This is a genomic window from Telluria sp. ZB4P34 (genome assembly GCF_059686055.1).
Genome location: NZ_JCASIF010000004.1, coordinates 367,216 through 386,993, shown reverse-complemented (window position 1 = coordinate 386,993; position 19,778 = coordinate 367,216). Strand labels below are relative to the sequence as shown.

Below are 19,778 nucleotides of genomic sequence, written 5' to 3'. Positions count from 1 at the left end.
AGCTGCGGAACGGGCAGGGCCGCGTGGTGATGCGGGTTTGGCTGCGCGTATTGCTGCGCGTATTGCTGCGCGTCGTGGTGTGATTCGTGATGCTCAAGTCAGTCGTTCCAGGTTCGGGCGGCGCCAGAAAGTGCGCTGCGCTATCGCGGTCGTGGTGAATTCGGCAAGGGTGTCGCGGTTGCTCAGCACCAGGCGCAGGCGCTTGACGCGGCCCTCCAGCAGCGCCGCATGCAGCGGCGCGAACAGCTTCTCTTCCAGGTGCTGGACCGCCTGCACCCAGCTGCCCCAGTCGTTGGCGATCGCGGCCTCGGCCAGCAGGCCGACGATGACGGTGCCGTCCTGCGCCAGTGCTTTATCGAGGCTGTCCAGGCTGTCCAGGCAGTGGCTGGACAAGCCGCGCATCCAGCCCGGCACATGGATCCCGACCAGCCGGCCGGCTGCCCGCCCCGGGCCGGAGGCGGCGCCCCACAGCCAGAACGAGTTCACCACCGGCAGGCGGCGCGCCTCGCGGGCGGCATTCACCGGGTGCGCATGCCACAGCATCTGCACTTCGTTCTGCAGGCGCCGCAAGGGCAGCGCGGGCTTGCCGCGCGGGATGAAGTCGGTCAGGTCCATGCCGGTGACGGTATCCGGCGTGGCGGTATCGACCTCAAGCCAGTCGTCGGCGCGCAGGAACCAGGTCTGGGCGTCGCCGTACAGCAGGGGATGATTGATGTCTTCGCACAGCGGGCGCGCCGCGTCGTACAGGGCCCGGCTGTCGTCTTCGCCCAGGTCCAGGTGGCGCAGGTCGGCCATCATCGAATGGCTGCGCGCGATCTGGATGTGGGCCGGGTTGACGATGAACCAGGCGCCGTCCGCCGGGTCGAGACCGAAACCGCGCATGGCGGCGGCGGCAAAGGCCGGCTGCCCGCCGGGGGCCAGCCCGAGCGTGCGCGCCAGCCACCCCTCGTGCGGCAGCGCGCGTGCTGTATCGCCGAGCTGCGCGCCGGTGCGGCGTGCATGCGCGCTGGTGCGGGTGAGCAGAGAGGCCAGCGCCGGGGTCTGCAGGGCGCGCACCAGGTCGGGCGCGAATTCGGGAGGCGCCAGCAGGTGGGGCAGGACGAGCGTAATGTGCGACATACCGCTATTCTAGGGCAAATACGGGGTGCGCGAACGGTCGTGCTGCGGCCGTGCCGCGGCCGTGTTCGCCACCTGCCGCACGCGAACTGCTTTCTTTTGCGCCATGAAGCGCCGATGTCTGGCAAACTGTCGGGTTGGCAAACCAATAACGTCATTAACGTCGCGATCCTGATTTCATGAGTCTCACCCACAAGCTGCCCTACGAATGGCAGGTCGGCCTGCGTTACACCCGCGCCGGCAAGCGCAGCGGGCGCAACAGTTTCATTTCCTTTATCTCGATGGCCTCGGTGGCTGGCATCGCGCTCGGCGTGGCCGCGCTGATCGTGGTGCTGTCGGTGATGAACGGCTTCCAGAAGGAAGTCACCGCGCGCATGCTGTCGGTGCTGGCGCACGTCGAGGTCTTCGATACGCGCGGCGAGATGCCCGGCTGGCGCGCGGCCAGCGAGGAAGCGCTGCGCAATCCGGCGGTGCGCGCCGTGGCCCCCTTCGCCGAGGCCCAGGCCATGCTGCTCAGCGAGGGCGTGATGAAACCGGTGCTGCTGCGCGGCGTCGACCCGGCCCGGGAGCCCCAGGTGTCCGACGTGGTCAGGCACATGCGCGAAGGCCGCTTCGAGGCACTGCGGCCGGGCTCGTACAACATCGTGATCGGCCGCGCGCTCGCCAGGTCGCTCGACGTCGCCGTGGGCGACCGGGTGACGCTGCTGATGGCCTCCAGTCCCGCAGCCGAAGGCGGGCAGGGCGCCGCTGCCCCATCGTCGAACACGCTGCCGCGCACCCGGCCGCTGACCGTGGCCGCGATCTTCGAAGCGGGCCACTTCGAATTCGATTCCGCGCTGGCCTTCGCCAACATCGAGGACACCCAGGACCTGGCCGGCGTCGCCGCGCCCGCCGGCATCCGCCTTCGCCTGGCCGACATGCAGGCGGCGCCGCGCGTGGCCGCCGAGCTCCAGCGCAGCATGACGGGCGAACTGTTCATCCGCGACTGGTCGAAGGTCAACGCGATCTGGTTCGCCGCCGTCCAGTCGCAGAAGCGCATGATGTTCATCATCCTCACCATGATCGTGGCCGTGGCGGCGTTCAACCTGGTGTCCACGCTGGTGATGACGGTGCGCGACAAGCAGTCCGACATCGCCATCCTGCGCACCCTGGGCGCCTCGCCGCGTTCGGTCATGACCATCTTCATGGTGCAGGGCACGCTGGTGGGCGTGCTCGGCGCCGTGCTGGGCGTGAGCCTGGGGGTGGCGGTCGCGCTCAACATCGACGTCATCGTGCCCTTCATCGAGCGCAGCTTCGGGGTGCAGTTCCTGTCACAGGAGGTCTACCTGATCAGCGAGATGCCATCCGAGCTGCGCTGGGGCGACGTCGGCTGGATCGGCGGCGTGGCGGTGCTGCTGGCCTTCGTGGCGACCCTGTACCCGAGCTGGTCGGCGTCGCGCGTGAAGCCGGCCGAAGCCCTGCGCTACGAGTGATACCTTTTTTAATGCAATGAACTTATTTACACCTTACTTACCGCCACGGCCGCGCCTCCCATGGCACACTGCGGGCTCGCGCAACAACGACGGAGACCATGAGACTCACCCAGAATCTGCCCTATGAATGGCTGGTCGGCCTGCGCTACACGCGCGCCGGCAAGCGCAGCGGCCGCAACAGCTTTATCTCCTTCATCTCCCTGATCTCCGTTTCCGGCATCGCGCTGGGCGTGGCTGCCCTGATCATCGTGCTGTCCGTGATGAACGGCTTCCAGAAGGAAGTCACGGACCGCATGCTGTCGGTGCTGGCCCACATCGAGGTGTTCGACGACAGCGGCAGCATGGCCGACTGGCGCGCCGCCGGGCAGGAGGCCATGAAGCACCCGGCGGTACGCGGGGTGGCGCCTTTCGTGGAGACCCAGGGCATGCTGGTGGGCGCGGGCGTGATGCGCCCTTCGGTGATCCGCGGCGTGCTGCCCGGCGAGGAACCGAAGGTGTCCGACATCGCCAGGCAGATCCGCCAGGGCAGCCTGGCCTCGCTCGAGCCGGGCGCGTTCAACATCGTGCTGGGTTATGCGCTGGCGCGGGCCTTGGACGTCGGCGTCGGCGACAAGGTGACCATGCTGCTGGCCAAGGGCCAGGTCACGCCGGCCGGCCTGCTGCCGCGCAGCCGCAGCTTCACCGTGTCCGGCATCTTCGAAGCCGGCCACATGGACTTCGACGCCGCGCTGTCCTTCATCCATGTCGAGGACGCCCAGCGCATGGAGCGCCTGCCGGCCCCGATGGGCCTGCGCCTGCGCGTCGACGACATGCACGACGCCCCGCTGGTGGCCGCGGAACTGGAGAAGTCCATGCCGGGCCAACTCGAGATGCGCGACTGGTCGAAACTGAATGCCAACTGGTTCGCGGCCGTACAGACCGAAAAGAAGATGATGTTCATTATCCTCACCCTGATCATCGCGGTGGCCGCCTTCAACCTGGTGTCGACCCTGGTGATGACGGTGACCGACAAGCAGGCCGACATTGCCATCCTGCGCACGCTGGGCGCCTCGCCGGGTTCGATCATGAAGATCTTCATGGTGCAGGGCGCCCTGGTCGGCATCCTCGGGACCATCGCGGGCGTGGGCGGCGGCGTGCTGGTGGCCCTGAACATCGATGTGATCGTTCCGTTTATCGAAAGCCTGTTGGGAGTGCAGTTATTGTCGAAAGATATCTACCTGATCAGCGCGGTGCCATCCGACCTGCGCTGGCCGGACGTGTTCAAGATCGGCGGCGTATCCGTGCTGCTGGCGTTTGCTGCGACCCTGTACCCGAGCTGGGCGGCGTCGCGCGTGAAACCTGCGGAGGCGCTGCGTTATGAATGAATCATCCACCCCTGTCCTGTCCTGCCGCGGCCTGGGCAAGACCTTCAGGCAGGGCGACTATACGGTCAAGGTCCTGGACGGCATCGACTTCGCCATCCATCGGGGCGAGCGCGTGGCCATCGTCGGCGCTTCCGGGTCCGGCAAGTCGACCCTGCTGCACCTGCTGGGCGGTCTCGATACGCCTTCGACGGGCGCCGTCACGCTGCTGGGCGAGGACTTCGCCGCCCTGTCCGAGACGCGCCGCGGCGAGGTGCGCAATTCCTCGCTCGGCTTCGTCTACCAGTTCCACCACCTGCTGCCGGAATTCTCGGCCCTCGACAACGTCATGATGCCCCTGATGATCCGGCGCGAAGGGCGCGAGCAGGCCGTGCAGAAAGCCGGGGCGATCCTGGGTCGCGTGGGCCTGGGCAAGCGCGTGGTGCACCGTCCGGGCGAACTGTCGGGCGGCGAGCGCCAGCGGGTGGCGCTGGCCCGGGCCCTGGTCACCGAACCGGCCTGCGTGCTGGCCGACGAGCCGACCGGGAACCTCGACCACAGCACCGCCCAGGCCATCTTCGACCTGATGCTGGAGCTGTCGCGCACCCTCGGCACGGCCTTCGTCATCGTCACCCACGACATGGAACTGGCGCGCCGTTGCGACCGCGTGTTGCGCCTTACCGAGCACGGGCTGCAGGCCGTGGAAGGCTGACAGGAAGACGACATGTGGATCGACACCCATTGCCACCTCGACGCGCACGAGTTCGGGGCGCAGTCGCACACTGTCGCCGCCGAGGCCGGGCAGGCGGGGGTGGCGATGATCGTGGCAATGGCGGTCGAACGCGGTAACTTCGAGGCGGTGGCCGGCCTGGCGGCGGGCGCGCCGAACGTGAGCTACGCGCTCGGCATCCATCCGATCTGCGTGCCGCAGGCGCGCGACGAGGACCTGGACGTGCTGCGCGCGGCCGTCGAGACGGCCCTTGGCGACCCGAACTTCGTCGGCGTGGGCGAGATCGGCCTGGATTATTTCATTCCGATGCTGTGCGAGCCGGCCATGCGCGACAAGCAGGAGCGCTTCCTGCGCGAGCAGCTGCGCCTCGCGCGCGACTTCGAGCTTCCCGTGATGCTGCACGTGCGCCGTTCGCAGGACCAGGTGCTGAAGCACCTACGCCGGATCCGTCCCCCGGCGGGGATTGCGCACGCCTTCAACGGCAGCTTCCAGCAGGCGCAGAATTTCATCGACCTGGGTTTCCACCTGGGCTTCGGCGGCGCCATGACATTTACCCGGGCCTTGCAGATCCGGCGCCTGGCGACCGGGCTGCCGCTGTCGTCCATCGTGCTGGAGACCGATTCGCCCGACATCGCACCGGCCTGGGTCCACCCGGGCCGCAACACGCCGGAGCAGCTTCCCCGCATCGGCGCGGCGCTGGCCGAGTTGCGCGCCATCGGCGTGGACGAGGTGCGCGAGGCCGTCTACCGGAACACCCTGGCGGCGATCCCGCGGCTGGCCCCCATTCTGGACAAATAGCCAAGTAGCAAAGTAGCAGCAACTGCGCCTGGCGGGCGCAATCCCCGCGCAGGCGCTTCCCACGACCGCGGTGTCGGGCTTTAGTTCGTTTGCAGCGCTGAGGCAACACAAGGCTGCAGCCGGTCCGTTCTGCCAAGATGCACTCTTCGCTGCAGCCGCAGCACGACACGACGGAGAGTGATTTGGACAGCGCGAGCGAATTCCTGCGGATGCTCAGGCACGAGAAATCGCTGACCACCGCCCACCGGCCGATCCGGCTGCGCCTGGGCCATGCGGACCACCTGGCCGGCGAACTGCTGCTGGCGCAGCGGGTGCAGGGCCACGAATCCGTCTGCGGCGGTTTCGAGTACGTGATCACCTGCGTGGCCGACACGCCGCGCCTGCCGCTCAAGGAACTCATCGCACTGCCGGCCGAACTCCAGATGGTGACCGACCGCGGGCAGCTGCGCGGCATCTGCGGCATCGTTGCCGAGGCGCGCGCCGGCGACCACGATGGCGGGCTCGCCGTGTACCAGCTGGTGCTGCGCGACGCCCTGGCCGTCATGGAAAAGCGCGTCAACAGCCGTGTGTTCCGTTACCAGAACGAGCTCGAGATCGTGCAGCTGCTGTTCGATGAGTGGCGCCAGTCCAACAGCGTCATGGCCAGCGCCTTCGATTACGAGCTCGACCCGCTGTTCGACATGCGCCAGTATCCGCCGCGCGAACAGACCATGCAGTACAACGAGTCCGACGCGGCTTTTGTCCGCCGCCTGCTCAAGCGCCGCGGCATCGCCTGGACCTTCCGGCCCGGCCGCGCGCGCGCCGGCAGCGCCGACCAGGAACCGGACGATACGCCCGCCCACACCCTGGTGCTGTTCTCCGACCCGGCCTCGCTGCCGCGCAGCGCCGCGGGCACGGTACGCTACCACCGCCTGGACGCCACCGACGAACGCGACGCCATCGTCTCCTGGTGCGCCGCCCGCCGCCTGCAGCCGGGCAGCGTGACGCGCCACAGCTGGGACTACCGCAATCCGCTCGGCGCCCAGACCATGAGCACCACTACGCGCAGCATGGCCGACCAGGGCCGCAGCGGCAATGCATTGGCCGCGACGCTCGACGACTACCTGGTCGAGATGCCGCACGCCGGCAACGACGTCGAAGACCACTGGCGGCTCGGCCAGGTGCGCATGAACCGGCACGAGTTCGATACCAAATGCTTTCATGGCGAGGGCAGCGTGCGCGACCTGTGCGCCGGCGAGTACTTCAGCCTGAGCGGCCACCCCGAAATCGACACCCACCCGGAAGCCGAGCGCGACTTCGTCGCGACCGCGGTCTGGCTGGAAGCCGAGAACAACCTGCCGACCGACCTGTCGGCCCGGGTGCGCCGCCTGCTGGGCCCCTACAGCCCGGAACGGGCGATGGTGGCGCCGAACGAACACCCGGTGGGCGGCGACGGCGTGCGCGTGCGCATGCGCTTCGATGCGGTGCGCCGCGGCACGCCGCTGGTCCCAAGCTTCGATCCGCGCAGCGACCTGCCGCATCCCCAGCTCCAGAGCGCGATCGTCACCGGTCCGCCCGGCGAGGAAGTGCACTGCGACGCGCTGGGACGCGTGAAAATCCGCTTTCCCGGCATGCGCGCGGCCGATCACAGGCATGCGCACGGTGCCGGCGCCTCCGACACCCCGGCCGATTCGGCCTGGGTGCGGGTCGCCTCGAACTGGGCCGGCAGCGGACCGGGCGCCAGCCGGCAATGCGGGACCCTGTCGCTGCCGCGCGTCGGCAGCGAAGTCCTGGTGGCCTTCCTGGGTGGCGACCCGGACCGGCCGGTGATCCTCTCGCAGGTGTTCAACCAGCGCGGCGAACCGCCGGCCCTGAGCGTGGCCGGCGGACTGCCCGGCAACCGCTACCTGTCCGGCACCCGGACCCACGAGATCGGCGGCGTGCGCGGCAACCAGCTGCGCTTCGACGACACCCGGGGCGAGATCAGCGCCCAACTGGCGAGCGACCATGGCGCGGCCCAGCTCAACCTGGGCTGGCTGACCCAGCCCAAGGCCAAGGGCACGGCCGAGCCGCGCGGGGAAGGCGCCGAGCTGCGCAGCGACCATGCCGTGGCGATCCGCGGCAAGCAAGGGGTGTTGCTGACGGCGGAAGGGGCCACGTCGGCCCAGGGAACGCAGCTGGCGCGCGCCGGGCTGGTCGGCCTGGCCGAACTGATGCAGGGCGTGGCGGACGAGGTGGCCAAGCTGGCGGAACAGCACACGGACGACGAGCCCAGCGCAAAACGCCTGGCCGACTTATCCAGCAAGCTGCGCCGCTGGGACGCGGGCTCGAATGTGGCGCCAGGCGACAAGGGCGGTGAGCCGGTCGTCGCCGTCACGGCGCCGGCCGGCATCGTCCTGGCCAGCCAGGACAACGTGGCGCTCGGCTCCGAGAGCCAGCTCGACGTGGTGAGCGGAGGCGACGCGCGCACTTCCGCCGGGCGCAACATCTTCCTGCGCGCGGCGCGCGGGATCAGCGCCTTCGCCCAGGCGCTCGGGATCAAGCTGGTGGCGGGGAGGGGGAATGTGCTGCTCGAAGCCCACCAGGGAGCGGTCGAGGTCAAGTCTTCCGGCAAGATCAGCCTGATATCGGCGGAGGCGATTCACATCGAGGCGCCCGTGGTCCGGATCATCTCCCAGGGTGCCCAGACCGACTGGTCCGAAGGGGCGATCACCCAGCAGAGCGCCGGGACGCACACAATCAAGGCGAGCGCGGTCGTCCGCGGCGGGGCCGGCGGCGGCGATCCGGGCAAGCCCGATTTCGCCAGGACGGCGCTGAAGACGGATGAACGTCTTGTCCTGCGCCATCTCCAAACGCGGGAACCGATTCCATTCCAAAATTACATTGCCCACCTGAGCGACGGCAGGACTGTCGAAGGCATCAGCGATGAACATGGACGCACTGCGCTGGTGCTGAGCGATACGCTAGGGCCGGTGCGATTTGAGCTGCTTCCATCGTCTAATTAAGCTGTCGGGAACCGTCATGCGTGAACCGACCAGGCCATTGCCTTCGCTCGTCCCTCTGCCGCACGGCGGCTGGGAAGTAAGTTCGTATATGTCGTCGGTCGACTATACGATTCGCGGCCTTGGGCTCATTCCTCCCAATACGATCGTTCCCGTCATCGTCGTACCCGGCGTAATGGGTACGAATCTGCGTGCAAAGCGCAAGCCGCGTCTGGGGCGAAAGCCCGATGAGCGCAACGAAATATTGCCTCCGGGTGCGGCTGCGTGGCGACCGCCGAACGACGTACCGACAGCACTGCGCGAATCAAGGAACTGGGACAAGCTGGCACCGCGGGACCGCCAAAAATGGTTCGAGCGCGCTAGCTTGGAGGTGGACGATAGTGGCCCTATACTTGTGCCGGAAAGCGAAGACGGCTATGTCCTCAAAGAATCGGAGCTACGCGCTCGCGGCTGGGGCGAGGTCCATCTTGGTTCTTACGGCCTTCTGCTGTCCACGCTACAAACCCGGCTGAACCAAACCTTTGAAACGGACGAAAGGACGAATCGCCGTTCCATCAAGCCCCACTGGCAGCAGGCCATGGGGTATGACCCTCGCAAGTGGGGTGTCCGCGATGTGGCGCCGCTTACCATAGCGCATCTGGAGAAGCATGCAAAGCAATACTATCCCGTGTATTGCTTCGGATACAACTGGCTTAACGACTGTCAAACCTCGTCGGAATTGCTGGAAAAGCGTGTCACGGAAATCATCGACTACTGGCGTAAAGCAAAGAGACATTGCGACAAAGTGATTCTTGTGACGCATTCGATGGGTGGCCTGGTTGCGCGTGCATATGCAAAGCGGAATCCTGACAAAATCGCTGGTGTTATTCATGGGGTGATGCCGGCCCACGGTGCGCCTGCAGCATATCGCCGAATTGCGTGCGGAACCGAAGTATCCAGCCCAAGCAACGGTACGATAGATGATCTTGCCGGCTACGTTACCGCAAAGATCCTGGGTGATACGCCGGAGAAGACCACTCCGGTGCTCGCAACATCTCCCGGCGCGCTAGCACTGCTTCCAAATCACTTGTATCCAGGGTCCTGGCTCCACGTGCGCGTGGTCAAGGTGCAGGGGCCAATGCATCCAGCGAATTTCGAGGCCAGAGGAACGATGAGGCCACATGAAGAGGTAGCGACCGACTATCTGAAGCTGCCGAGTCCAATCGCGCCCAATCCATACGATTTGTACCGCGACATGCGGCGTTGGTACCGGCTCATCGATCCATATCTGGCCGACCCTGCAGGGAAGTATCCTAATCAAAAGGTGGCATTGAAAGCGATCACGGATGCGATCGACATCGCCGAGGCTTTCCATCGCTCTCTGGGCGATTACTATCACCCGAATACCTACGTTTTCTACGGCGACGATCGAAATAGACTCTCGTTCGGTCAACTGAGGTGGCTTGCACGGCAATGGGGCAATTCGGCGACGGCGCTGACGACGTCCAATATTTCTACTGCCCAGATGCTTGGCCGGTCCTATGACAAAAACCGACGTGTCCTGATTGAAGGTAAAACGGAGTTGAAGTTCGAACCGGACGTGCAGGACGCACCTGGCGACGGCACTGTGCCACGTCAGTCTGGCGCAGGCCCCGCGGGAAAGGTCAAACAAGTTTTTGCAGCACAGGGATTTGATCACCAGGGTTCGTATAACAATAACGACATACTTATGTTGACTCTTCGCCTTATCGCGAAGATTGTCCAGGAGCTGTCGTGAGGCGCCTGTTTCGAACCGGGCTGGCAGTCATGCTGGCCGGGGTTGTTATCGCAGGTTTGGCGAGAACCTGGGAGCCAGGAGCCAAACAGGACAAGCATGAGGTAGCGCGCATGACCCAGAAAATGAAAAGTGTTTGCGTCGGAAGGTTCCTGCTCGACTTACCCGACGAAGCGCAATATGAGTTCCATCGTCCCCGTATCGACGGCTTCGACGTTGCCGTATTCGACGAATCGGAAGAGGATTTCCAGAAGCGGGTCACTGCTCGCAGGGCGGAGCTGGAGGCAGAACCTGACAGACCGGGCGGCCTAAAAAACCTTGAACTGGTCCGCGAGGTACAGAATGAACTCGGGGTCAAGGGACAAATTCTCGTTCACGGTCGCGATGTAACCGAAGGCCAGTCCTCCGACGGACTGACAGTGGAGCGCTACCGGTACGAGAGCGTCTCAATCGAGGCACTCGTTCATGTCAACGGGATCAGCATTGATTTCTCTGCACCCAGCTATGATCCAGAGTCGATCGACAATTTGCCGAAGTTGCTTGCTCAACTGGTTCCCAACCCGGATAGCGGCATACCCCCCGAACCAGGATTCTGCGTCGACCGTGTCTATTTCCGTGACCCTCTTAGCGCAAGTCAGCGCGAAGAAATCATGATGGCGGCCTGGCTCCCTGAGCGCCCCGATATCGTATTCAAAGTAATGTTCGCTGCCGGTACAGAGCCGGATCGCCAGGGGCTACTCGAACGAGGAACAGATTCCGATACACGGCTCAGCGCCGACCAGAGAATGCGCGTCTCGAGGTTACGGGCTGACAAACGAACCATTGGCGGGATCGAGGGCGAAGAGCTGGTCGAACGCGTCGTCGAGAGCAACGACGCCGTCGTGTATAGCTTTTGGTGGGAAGTGAACGGGACCGTGAACAATGTCTTCGTTCCACACATTGTGTTCAGGATGGACACCGGGTTCAGCGAACATGGACCAGTGCCGTCATCCTTATCCGAAAGTGCCGCAACCTGTCTGTGGGATACGGTGCTTTCCAGTCTTCGCGTACGTGCGACTGGAACCGTGGCACGTGAGCCGGTCGATGCCGCGCCAGTTCCGATCGGCACCCATGCGCTTGCCGGAGACACTTGCCCCGAGAGCGGCTGGTGGCTTTGCGGAGAGGGCGGCAACGGCATCGATGTGCTGGGTGGTCAACGGCAGTACATCAAGAAAGGAGATTGGATGCCGCAGGCACTGCTGCTGCCTGTTCGGAGCTTGTGGGACAAGGTGAGAGGTCTTCAGCCAAGCTTTGAAGCAAAGCAGCCGACCACCTGGAAACTGGTCGACCACCGCATGCGTAAGCGACAGCCACCGCCGCTCCCGCTGGCGAAGGCTTCTTCTCCTGGTGGCACGACAATGGCTGTCGGTCCTGGCGGTAAAGGCGGCAGTGGCGCCGCCATTGGCAGTTTTTCCTCTACCGGCGCCCCGTGCCCTGCCAGCGGCTGGTGGCGATGTGAAGAATCGCACGCACTCGACGGTACTCGGTGGTTTGCCCAAAGTAGCCTATTGCCGCCGGCCACGTTCACAGTTGCGCCTGGCATTTTTGGTCATTCGCCGAATGCACCGCAAGCCATTCAGCGACGCAGCGCATGGCGCTTGATGCGCCTCGCGGACGCTCCTGGTGAAGCAGGCAGCGATACCTCTGCCGATCCCGGCCCCCCACCATTCATTCGGCACGCATAACCCCCGAACGACTCGATGTAAGCCATGGGCTTGATTACACGGGCCAATCAGAATCTTCAGGAGTCGACATGAGGAGCATGTGTCGTACCGGGTTCATGGGCGTTTTGGACAGGAAACGGCTTCGAGATCGTGCGCTTCCGTTATGAAGGTATCGCTGTCGAAGCGCTCGTGCATAGCGAAGACGAGGTCTCATCTGCGCTCGCGCAACACCGCACAGCCCAGCCCAGCTACATTCCAGCTTTCCCCCGGTAAGGAGAGCAAGCGTGACCCACAAGCGTTTCTATATCCGCGCCGGCGCCACGACCACGGCAGGCGGCGTCGTCCGTGCCTCCAGCAGCTTCGCCACCCTGGACGGCATGCCCTTGGCGCGCGAGGGCGACCCGGTCGACTGTACCGCATGCGGCCAGCAGGGCGTGATCCAGTGCGTCATGCCGCGCCTGGTTGATCAAAGCGAAGGCAGGGAATGCGCGCTGAGCGGTGACCTGTGCATCTGCGCCTGCTCGCCGGCTCCCAAGCTGGTCGCCGACCAGTTCCAGGACTTCCAGATCGTCGCCGGTCGCCCGGCCGCCTAGCGCCCGGGCGACCGGGCACGTCCGCAGACCGCCATGCGCTGCGCTATCCTCGCCTTCCTGGCCGGCGCGTGCTGGCTCCAGACCCGTGCCGAGCTGCCGGCACCCGGCGCCATGGCCGGCGTGGTCGCCGTTGCACTTGCCCTGTGTGCACTGCGCAGGCACGGCGCGATCGTCCTCGCCGCCGCCCTGTTCGGCGTCGCCTGGGCGGGCTGGCTCGCCCACCTGGCGCTGCGCGAGGCGCTGCCGCCCGCACAGGAGGGCAGGGATGTCGCCATCGTCGGCACCGTCGACAGCCTGCCCCATGAATTCGACGGCGGCGCGCGCTTCCACCTGCGCGTCGAACGGGTACTCACGCCGGGGGGCGTAGCGCCGCAGCGGATCGCCGTGTCGTGGTACGGCCAGGCAGCCGGCGCGAATCCGGGCGAGCCCGTCCAGCCCGGCGAGCGCTGGCAGCTGCTGGTCCGCCTGCAGCGGCCGCACGGCAACGCCAACCCCTACGGCTTCGACTACGAAGCCTGGCTGCTCGAGCAGGGCGTGCGCGCCACCGGCTACGTGCGGCCCGCAGGCAATCGCAACGTGCGCCTGGATGCCTTCGTGCCGCGTCCCGGGCACGTGGTGGAACGGGCCCGCGCCATGCTGCGCCGGCACATCCTGCGCCAGCTCGCGGGCGAGCGCTATGCCGGTGTGATCGTCGCGCTGGTCATCGGCGACCAGCGCGGGATCGCGCAGTCCGACTGGGACGTGTTCAACCGCACCGGCATCAGCCACCTGGTCTCGATCTCGGGCCTGCACGTCACCATGGTCGCCGCGCTGGCGGCGTGGGCCGTCTCCTGGCTGTGGCGGCGCTCGTGCTTCATCGAGGGCGCGGCAATGCCCTTGCGCCTGCCGGCGCAGAAGGCGGCCGCGCTGGCTGGCGCCTTGGTGGCGCTGCTGTACGTGCTGCTGGCCGGATTCGGGGTACCCGCCCAACGCACCTTCTACATGCTGGCGGCGGTCGCCCTGGCGCTGTGCTGCGGCCGGGTGGTCGCGCTCTCGCATGCGCTGTGCCTGGCCCTGGGCGTGGTGGTGCTGATCGATCCCTGGGCGGTGATGGGCGCGGGCTTCTGGCTGTCGTTCGGGGCGGTGGCCGTCATCCTGTATGCGAACCTGGGGAGGGTGGAGGCGGCGGGCAGTGCGCGCGGCTGGCGGCGCACGCTCGCCATGGCGGCCCGGACCCAGTACGCCGTCACGCTCGGCCTGGTGCCGCTGACCATGCTGCTGTTCTCGCAGGTGTCGCTGGCGAGCCCGCTCGCGAACGCGGTCGCGATTCCCGTCGTCAGCCTCCTGGTGACGCCCCTGGCCCTGCTGGGCGCCTTGCTGCCTGCACCCTTGGCAGGATGGGTGCTCGGCCTCGCGCACGGCGCGATCGCACTGCTGGCGGACGCGCTGCAGCTGCTCGCCGCCAGTCCGCTGGCGGTGCTGAACGCGCCGGCGCCGCAGCCATGGGTGTTCGTCCTCGCGCTGCTCGGTACGGTTTGGACGCTGGCGCCGCGCGGCTGGCCGCACCGGTGGACCGGGTTGGTGGCCTGGGCGCCAATGCTCACCCAGCTGCCGACGGCGCCGAACGACGGCCGCTTCACGGTCACCGCTTTCGACGTCGGGCAGGGCATGGCGCTGCTGGTGGAGACCCATCGCCACCGCCTGCTCTACGACGCCGGTCCCCGCTACGGGCCCGGCGCCGATGCGGCCGGGCGCATCCTGCTGCCCTACCTGCGCGGGCGCGGCATCGGCAGCCTGGACGCCCTGGTGGTGTCGCACAGCGACGTCGACCACGCCGGCGGCGCGCCGGCGCTGATGGCGGGCATGCCGGTGGCGCAGCTGCACTCGTCGCTGGCGGACGGCCACCCGGTCGTGCGCGCCGCCCGCAGCCATGCCCGTTGCGCGGCGGGGCAGGGGTGGACATGGGACGGGGTGCGCTTCGAGATGCTGGGGCCTGCCTTGCCCTCGTACGAGGATGCAGGGCTGAAGGACAATGCGCGCAGCTGCGTGCTGCGGGTGAGCGCCGGCGGCAAGGCCATGCTGCTGGCTGCCGACATCGAAGCGGCGCAGGAGGCGCAGCTCGTGCTGCGCACGCCACGGCAGTTGCGCGCCGACGTGTTGCTGGCGCCGCACCACGGCAGCGGCACCTCCTCGACCGCGGCCTTCCTGGCGGCCGTGGAGCCGGCCCTGTCGATTTTCCAGGTGGGCTACCGCAACCGCTACCGCCATCCGAAAAAGGAAGTCTACGAGCGTTACGCGGGCATGGGCATCCGCCGCCTGCGCACCGACGAGTCGGGTGCCGTCACGCTGCAGTTCGGTGCGACACTTGCTGTCAGCGAGTACCGCAGCGAGCGCCGCCGCTACTGGCATGGCCGCTAGCATGCGGACCCCGAGCACGCGCGCAGCGGCGGATCGCGGGCCGAAGGGAGCGCCCGAACCCTAGGCGTTTCCCTCTAAACAGGGTCCGCGCCAGGGCGTCTTTCATTACAATGAGCCCTTGTCATTCAAGCCATCGGCGCCGCCATGAGCAAACCCCTGCTGCATTTCTCCCACGGGAACAGCTATCCGGCCGGCACCTACGGCCGGCTGTTCCAGGCCCTTGGCCAGCACTACGAGGTGCGCGCCCACGACATGTACGGGCATGACCCGCGCTTTCCCGTCGGCGACGGCTGGCATGGGCTGGTGGACGAGCTGATCCACCACCTGGAACAGTACCCGCAGCCCCCGATCCTGGTCGGCCATTCGCTCGGCGGCATGCTCAGCATGATGGCGGCCAAGGCGCGGCCCGAGCTGGCGCGCTGCGTCGTGATGCTCGATTCGCCGGTGGTGGCCGGCTGGCGCGCCTTGCTGTGGCGGCTGGTCAAGCAGCGCGGCCTCGGCTCGCGCTTTTCGCCGGCAAGATTCTCCGAACGGCGCCGCAACGTATGGCCGGACCGCGCAGCCGCCTACCAGCATTTCGTCTCGAAGCCGATGTTCCAGGCCTGGGCGCCCGGTGCGCTCGACGACTACCTCGACCACGGCCTGACCCCGCACCCGGAGGGCGTGCAGCTGCGCTTCGACCGCGAGGTCGAGACCCTCATCTACAACACCCTGCCGCACCACATGGGCGCGATCCTGCGCGAGCCCTATCCGCTGCCGATCGGCTTCATCGCCGGCACCACGTCGGAAGAGCTGCGCCAGGCCGGGCTGGACGCGACCCGCCGGCTGGTCGGCAGGAACCTGGTGATGATCGAGGGCGGCCACCTGTATCCGCTCGAGAAGCCGATGGATACGGCGCAGCTGACGCACGAGATGATCGGGCGCCTGCTGTCGCCCTCGCGGCCGGCCGCAGCGCCGACCGTGCCGGCGGCCACCGTTTAGCGTAAAATCGCGGAATTGATTTTTTGGAACGTCGACCATGGCTATCAAGAGCGATAAATGGATCCGCCGCATGGCGGAGCAAACCGGGATGATCGAACCCTTCGAGCCGCGCCAGGTGCGCGAATCGGATGGGCGCCGGGTCATCTCGTGGGGCACGTCGTCGTATGGCTACGATATCCGCTGCGCCAACGAGTTCAAGATTTTTACCAACATCAACAGCACCATCGTCGACCCGAAGAACTTCGACTCGAACTCCTTCGTGGACGTGACGAGCGATGTCTGCATCATCCCGCCGAACTCGTTCGCGCTGGCCCGCACCATCGAATACTTCCGCATCCCGCGCAACGTGCTGACCGTGTGCCTGGGCAAGTCGACCTATGCGCGCTGCGGCATCATCGTCAACGTCACGCCCTTCGAGCCGGAATGGGAAGGCTACGTGACGCTGGAGTTCTCGAACACCACGCCGCTGCCGGCCAAGATCTACGCGGGCGAGGGCTGCGCCCAGGTGCTGTTCTTCGAGAGCGACGAAGTCTGCGAGACCTCCTACAAGGACCGCGGCGGCAAGTACCAGGGCCAGCACGGCGTCACGCTGCCGAAAACCTGATTCAATTATTTGCAGTATCCTGTCAAATATGAATCATATTGATGGGTTGATCTTTCATGGCTGATTGCTGCAGCGGCGGCTGCTCGCCAGCCAGGCCGCCGGTCGATCCGCGCTACCGGCGCGTGCTCTGGATCGCGCTCTGGGTGAACGCGCTGATGTTCGGCGTCGAACTCTATGCCGGCTGGGCTTCCGGCTCGGTCTCGCTGCTGGCCGACGCCGTCGACTTCCTGGGCGACGCGGCCAACTACGGCATTTCCCTGTTCGTCCTGGCGCTGGCGCCCGTGTGGCGTTCGCGTACCGCGCTCGTGAAAGGCGCGACCATGGGCGGCTACGGGCTGTTCGTGCTCGGCACGGCGCTGTGGCACCTGAAGGCGGGCATCGTGCCGGACGCGGAGACCATGGGCGTGGTCGGTTTCATGGCCCTGGTGGCCAACTGCTCGGTCGGGGCGCTCCTGTGGGCGTACCGGAACGGCGACGCCAACATGCGTTCGGTATGGCTGTGCACGCGCAACGATGCGATTTCGAACGTGGCGGTGATGCTGGCCGCGCTGGGCGTGTTCGGCACCGGCAGCGGGCTGCCGGACCTGCTGGTGGCCGCCATCATGGGCCTGCTCGGGCTGTCGGCCGCGCGTTCCGTCATCACCCACGCGCGGCGCGAGCTGCGCGAGGCCGCAACGGCAGGGGCGGCGCCGGCCGCGCCCACGGCAACGGTCGAACTGAAACGCCGCTAAGGTTACAAAGGCATGTTCGCGTGGGTTCGTAGGGTGGTCGGCTCTGCCGACCGCGCGTTCAGCTCCGGCGTGCGATGCACTTGCGCGTGAACCTATTGGACGCGCGGTCGGCGAAGCCGACCACCCTACAATAAAAAAGGGGCTTGCGCCCCTTTTTCATGTCCCTCAGCGGAATTACGCGTCCTGCATCACGCAATCCACGAAGTAGCCGCGCTTGCCGTCCACCTCGCGCTTGACCAGCCCGTGCACGTCCGTCTCGAAGCCGGGGAAGCGCTCGTTGAAGTCGCGTGCGAAGCGCAGGTAGTCGACGATGGTGCGGTTGAAGCGCTCGCCCGGGATCAGGAGCGGAATGCCCGGCGGGTAGGGCGTCAGGAGGATCGCCGTGATGCGCCCTTCCAGCTCGTCGATCGCCACGCGCTCGATCTGGCGGTGCGCCATCTTGGCAAAGGCGTCCGAAGGCTTCATGGCCGGCACCATGTCCGACAAATACATCTCGGTGGTCAGGCGCGCCACGTCGTACTGCTTGTAGAACAGGTGGATCTCGGTGCACAGGTCGCGCAGGCCGCGGTCCTCGTAGCGCGGGTTGGCCGAGGCGAACTGCGGCATCACCTGCCACATCGGCTTGTTGCGGTCGTAGTCGTCCTTGAACTGCTGAAGCGCCGTCACCAGCGTGTTCCAGCGGCCCTTGGTGATGCCGATGGTGAACATGATGAAGAAGGAGTACAGCCCGCACTTCTCGATGATCACGCCGTGCTCGGCCAGGTACTTGGTCACGATCGAGGCCGGGATGCCGGTCTCGCCAAAACGGCCGTCCAGCGACAGGCCAGGGGTCACGATGGTCGACTTGATCGGGTCCAGCATGTTGAAGCCCGGCGCCAGCTTGCCGAAGCCGTGCCAGTCGTCCTCGGCATGGATCATCCAGTCGGCCTGCTCGCCGATGCCTTCTTCCGACGCGACGTCCGGCCCCCATACCTTGAACCACCAGTCGTCGCCGAATTCGGCGTCGACCTTCTTCATGGCGCGGCGGAAGTCGAGCGCTTCCAGGATCGATTCTTCCACCAGGGCGGTGCCGCCCGGCGCTTCCATCATGGCAGCGGCGACGTCGCAGGAGGCGATGATCGAGTACTGCGGCGAGGTCGAGGTGTGCATCAGGTAGGCCTCGTTGAAAGCGTCCTGGTCCAGCTTGACCGTTTCCGATTCGCGCACCAGCACCTGCGAGGCCTGCGACAGGCCCGCCAGCAGCTTGTGGGTCGACTGGGTCGAGAAGATCATCGACTCCTTGGCGCGCGGGCGGTCCTGGCCGATCGCGTGCATGTTCTTGTAGAAGCTGTGGAAGGTCGCGTGCGGCAGCCAGGCTTCGTCGAAGTGCAGGGTGTCGATCTTCCCGTCCAGCATTTCGCGCAGGGTCTCGACGTTGTACACCACGCCGTCGTAGGTCGACTGGGTGATGGTCAGGATGCGCGGCTTCTTGTTGACGGCTTCGCGCGCGAACGGATTGGCCTCGATCTTGCGGGCGATCGATTCGGGCGTGAACTCTTCGAGCGGGATCGGGCCGATGATGCCCAGGTTGTTCCGGGTCGGCATCAGGAACACGGGAATCGCGCCGCACATGATGATCGAGTGCAGGATCGACTTGTGGCAGTTGCGGTCCACCACCACGATGTCGCCTGGCGCCACCGTGGAGTGCCAGACCATCTTGTTCGAGGTCGAGGTGCCGTTGGTGACGAAGTAGCAGTGGTCGGCGCTGTAGATGCGCGCGGCGTTGCGCTCGGACTTGGCGACCGGGCCGGTGTGGTCCAGCAGCTGGCCCAGTTCCTCGACCGCGTTGCAGACGTCGGCGCGCAGCATGTTCTCGCCGAAGAACTGGTGGAACATCTGGCCGATCGGACTCTTCAGGAAGGCGACGCCGCCCGAGTGGCCCGGGCAATGCCACGAGTAGGAGCCGTCGTAGGCATAGTTGACCAGCGCGCGGAAGAAGGGCGGCGCCAGCGAATCCAGGTAGGCCTTGGCTTCGCGGATGATGTGGCGCGCCACGAATTCCGGGGTGTCCTCGAACATGTGGATGAAGCCGTGCAGCTCCTTCAGGATGTCGTTCGGGATGTGGCGGCTGGTGCGGGTCTCGCCGTAGATGTAGATCGGGATGTTCGCGTTCTTGTGCCGGATCTCCTTGACGAAGGCGCGCAGGCCGGTCAGGGCGAAATCGGTTTCCTCGGCCGAGCCGCCGCCGAATTCCTCGTCGTCGATGGACAGCACGAAAGCCGAAGCGCGCGACTGCTGCTGGGCGAACTGGGACAGGTCGCCATAGCTGGTCAGGCCGAGCACTTCCATGCCTTCCTGCTCCATGGCGGCCGCGAGCGCACGGATGCCGAGACCGGAGGTGTTCTCGGAACGGAAGTCCTCGTCAATGATGACGATGGGGAAACGAAATTTCATGGACAGCTCCAAAGCGAAGCGCCGCGGAAGCGCATGGCCCGGATTGGCTCGTGCGCCGGCCACGGCACCGGGAAAAAGAGGAAACGGATTTTCGCAGAAATTACGGGCACCGGTGCACTTTTTTTACAGCTAATTTTGCAAGTTCT

At 66.1% G+C, this 19,778-nt stretch carries 14 protein-coding genes; 12 read left to right on the top strand and 2 right to left on the bottom strand.

The annotated features are described in order from the left end of the window. Window positions 1–93 precede the first annotated feature (93 nt). A complete protein-coding gene (locus tag AC56KL_RS10700; protein WP_497180131.1) occupies window positions 94–1,119 on the bottom strand; it encodes a hypothetical protein in 1,026 nt (341 codons plus the stop codon). Window positions 1,120–1,295: 176 nt separating this feature from the next. On the opposite strand from AC56KL_RS10700, the gene AC56KL_RS10695 reads away from it, so the two are divergent. The 12 genes from AC56KL_RS10695 to AC56KL_RS10640 all read left to right on the top strand — a co-directional run bounded on the left by AC56KL_RS10695 (window position 1,296) and on the right by AC56KL_RS10640 (window position 17,199). After that, a complete protein-coding gene (locus AC56KL_RS10695) occupies window positions 1,296–2,588 on the top strand; it encodes a lipoprotein-releasing ABC transporter permease subunit (protein ID WP_497180130.1) in 1,293 nt (430 codons plus the stop codon). A gap of 98 nt (window positions 2,589–2,686) precedes the next feature. Further along, entirely contained in the window at window positions 2,687–3,952 is a 1,266-nt protein-coding gene (locus tag AC56KL_RS10690; protein WP_497180129.1) for a lipoprotein-releasing ABC transporter permease subunit, read from the top strand. Beyond that, window positions 3,945–4,640: a lipoprotein-releasing ABC transporter ATP-binding protein LolD gene (lolD, locus tag AC56KL_RS10685; protein WP_497180128.1), complete on the top strand. Its 696-nt coding sequence runs from the start codon at window positions 3,945–3,947 to the stop codon at window positions 4,638–4,640. Before AC56KL_RS10690 ends, lolD begins: the two co-directional genes overlap by 8 nt. Window positions 4,641–4,652: 12 nt before the next feature. Then, window positions 4,653–5,456: a TatD family hydrolase gene (locus AC56KL_RS10680; protein WP_497180127.1), complete on the top strand. Its 804-nt coding sequence runs from the start codon at window positions 4,653–4,655 to the stop codon at window positions 5,454–5,456. A gap of 182 nt (window positions 5,457–5,638) precedes the next feature. Beyond that, on the top strand, window positions 5,639–8,440 hold the full coding sequence (locus AC56KL_RS10675) for a type VI secretion system Vgr family protein (RefSeq protein WP_497180126.1): 2,802 nt from the start codon (window positions 5,639–5,641) through the stop codon (window positions 8,438–8,440). Window positions 8,441–8,456: 16 nt separating this feature from the next. Beyond that, window positions 8,457–10,193 carry an esterase/lipase family protein gene (locus tag AC56KL_RS10670; protein ID WP_497180125.1) on the top strand — a complete coding sequence of 579 codons (1,737 nt, stop codon included), beginning with the start codon at window positions 8,457–8,459 and terminating at the stop codon, window positions 10,191–10,193. Continuing rightward, window positions 10,190–11,914, top strand: coding sequence for a T6SS immunity protein Tli4 family protein (locus AC56KL_RS10665; protein WP_497180124.1), 1,725 nt, complete (start codon window positions 10,190–10,192; stop codon window positions 11,912–11,914). Before AC56KL_RS10670 ends, AC56KL_RS10665 begins: the two co-directional genes overlap by 4 nt. A gap of 263 nt (window positions 11,915–12,177) precedes the next feature. Continuing rightward, the gene (locus tag AC56KL_RS10660) at window positions 12,178–12,486 is read left to right on the top strand and encodes a PAAR domain-containing protein (RefSeq protein WP_497180123.1); all 309 of its coding nucleotides are present in this window, start codon (window positions 12,178–12,180) and stop codon (window positions 12,484–12,486) included. Between the two features lie 33 nt (window positions 12,487–12,519). Beyond that, complete coding sequence (locus AC56KL_RS10655) at window positions 12,520–14,883, top strand: DNA internalization-related competence protein ComEC/Rec2 (protein WP_497180122.1); 2,364 nt, start codon at window positions 12,520–12,522, stop codon at window positions 14,881–14,883. Between the two features lie 144 nt (window positions 14,884–15,027). Beyond that, the gene (locus AC56KL_RS10650) at window positions 15,028–15,864 is read left to right on the top strand and encodes an alpha/beta hydrolase (RefSeq protein WP_497180121.1); all 837 of its coding nucleotides are present in this window, start codon (window positions 15,028–15,030) and stop codon (window positions 15,862–15,864) included. 37 nt (window positions 15,865–15,901) lie between these two features. Continuing rightward, window positions 15,902–16,468, top strand: a complete 567-nt coding sequence (dcd, locus tag AC56KL_RS10645) for a dCTP deaminase (protein ID WP_497180120.1) — start codon at window positions 15,902–15,904, stop codon at window positions 16,466–16,468. Between the two features lie 56 nt (window positions 16,469–16,524). Further along, on the top strand, window positions 16,525–17,199 hold the full coding sequence (locus AC56KL_RS10640; RefSeq protein ID WP_497180119.1) for a cation efflux transmembrane domain-containing protein: 675 nt from the start codon (window positions 16,525–16,527) through the stop codon (window positions 17,197–17,199). 174 nt (window positions 17,200–17,373) lie between these two features. Here the strand turns inward: AC56KL_RS10640 and AC56KL_RS10635 are convergent, their stop codons facing one another. Next, a complete protein-coding gene (locus AC56KL_RS10635; RefSeq protein WP_497180118.1) occupies window positions 17,374–19,632 on the bottom strand; it encodes an Orn/Lys/Arg family decarboxylase in 2,259 nt (752 codons plus the stop codon). Between the last annotated feature and the right edge of the window lie 146 nt (window positions 19,633–19,778).

Excerpts from the sequence above, each read along its gene's own strand:
- AC56KL_RS10635 (WP_497180118.1), bottom strand. The coding sequence starts at position 19,632 with ATGAAATTTCGTTTCCCCATCGTCATCATTGACGAGGACTTCCGTTCC.
- AC56KL_RS10695 (WP_497180130.1), top strand. The coding sequence starts at position 1,296 with ATGAGTCTCACCCACAAGCTGCCCTACGAATGGCAGGTCGGCCTGCGT.
- AC56KL_RS10655 (WP_497180122.1), top strand. The coding sequence starts at position 12,520 with ATGCGCTGCGCTATCCTCGCCTTCCTGGCCGGCGCGTGCTGGCTCCAG.
- AC56KL_RS10700 (WP_497180131.1), bottom strand. The coding sequence starts at position 1,119 with ATGTCGCACATTACGCTCGTCCTGCCCCACCTGCTGGCGCCTCCCGAA.
- dcd (WP_497180120.1), top strand. The coding sequence starts at position 15,902 with ATGGCTATCAAGAGCGATAAATGGATCCGCCGCATGGCGGAGCAAACC.
- AC56KL_RS10640 (WP_497180119.1), top strand. The coding sequence starts at position 16,525 with ATGGCTGATTGCTGCAGCGGCGGCTGCTCGCCAGCCAGGCCGCCGGTC.
- lolD (WP_497180128.1), top strand. The coding sequence starts at position 3,945 with ATGAATGAATCATCCACCCCTGTCCTGTCCTGCCGCGGCCTGGGCAAG.
- AC56KL_RS10650 (WP_497180121.1), top strand. The coding sequence starts at position 15,028 with ATGAGCAAACCCCTGCTGCATTTCTCCCACGGGAACAGCTATCCGGCC.
- AC56KL_RS10680 (WP_497180127.1), top strand. The coding sequence starts at position 4,653 with ATGTGGATCGACACCCATTGCCACCTCGACGCGCACGAGTTCGGGGCG.
- AC56KL_RS10670 (WP_497180125.1), top strand. The coding sequence starts at position 8,457 with ATGCGTGAACCGACCAGGCCATTGCCTTCGCTCGTCCCTCTGCCGCAC.
- AC56KL_RS10690 (WP_497180129.1), top strand. The coding sequence starts at position 2,687 with ATGAGACTCACCCAGAATCTGCCCTATGAATGGCTGGTCGGCCTGCGC.